This is a genomic window from Bartonella sp. AA16NXGY (assembly GCF_042197325.1).
Classification (GTDB): Bacteria; Pseudomonadota; Alphaproteobacteria; order Rhizobiales; family Rhizobiaceae; genus Bartonella.
Genome location: NZ_JBHIRR010000060.1, coordinates 1 through 888, shown reverse-complemented (window position 1 = coordinate 888; position 888 = coordinate 1). Strand labels below are relative to the sequence as shown.

The 888-nt window shown below is 39.4% G+C and carries 1 protein-coding gene; it reads left to right on the top strand.

Features of this window, described 5'->3' with window-relative positions; genetic code table 11:
* Positions 1 to 34: 34 nt before the first annotated feature.
* A complete protein-coding gene (locus ACFINK_RS09330; protein WP_375638908.1) occupies positions 35 to 880 on the top strand; it encodes a TrbL/VirB6 family protein in 846 nt (281 codons plus the stop codon).
* The last annotated feature ends 8 nt before the right edge of the window (positions 881 to 888 follow it).

The window sequence follows — 888 nt, the reverse complement described above, 5'->3', positions numbered from 1 at the left end:
ATAAAAAGTTGAAAATTCGTTAAAGAGGAATTCCATGGACTTTACAGTGTTCACGCAACTTTTCAGTAAAATTGATCAGATAACAAAAACATATGTCACGGATATTTCCTCAAAAGCAATTGTTACAATTACACCCTTTGTATCAATCGGTATCACAATCGCTTTCATCATCTATGGTTGGCTCATCATCCGGGGCGCTATCGATATGCCTCTCTCCGGATTCGTAAACCGTTTCCTACGGATAAGTATTATTACTTCAATAGCTCTTACCACAGGACTTTATCAGAGTGAAATTGCCAATTTGATAACACAAATGCCCTATGAGTTATCAAAAGCGCTCATAACAAATCCACTCAATGATAAACAATTAATGAATTTACTTGACAAAACAGCAGGCGGAGGATTCCAATATGCAGGCCGTCTTTTCCAAGAAACCGCCTTCTTCGAGTCCAATGGACTGCTTTACAGTCTCTTAGGAATCCTCATCTTGCTAGCAACAAGCCTCGTAGTCGCAATCGGTGGTGGTCTCGTGCTCCTGACAAAAATCGCACTTGCACTTCTCGTAGGATTGGGACCAATCTTCATTATTGCTCTACTCTGGCAACCAACTCATCGCTTTTTCGAGCAATGGATTGTACAAGTCGTCAATTATATAATCCTCTTTCTACTCTTAGCCTCTGTATTTAATCTGATGATGAACATCTTTGCAAACTATTTGAGCGATATGAAACTCGATTACGACCAAAATGTAAGCTCCATGTTTGGAGGAGCTCTCATCTTGTCCATTATATCCATCATGCTGTTACTCAAACTATCAAGCATGGCCAATTCTCTCGCAAAAGGCATTACATTTGGACATCTATGGAGACATAAAAACTAGATGAGATA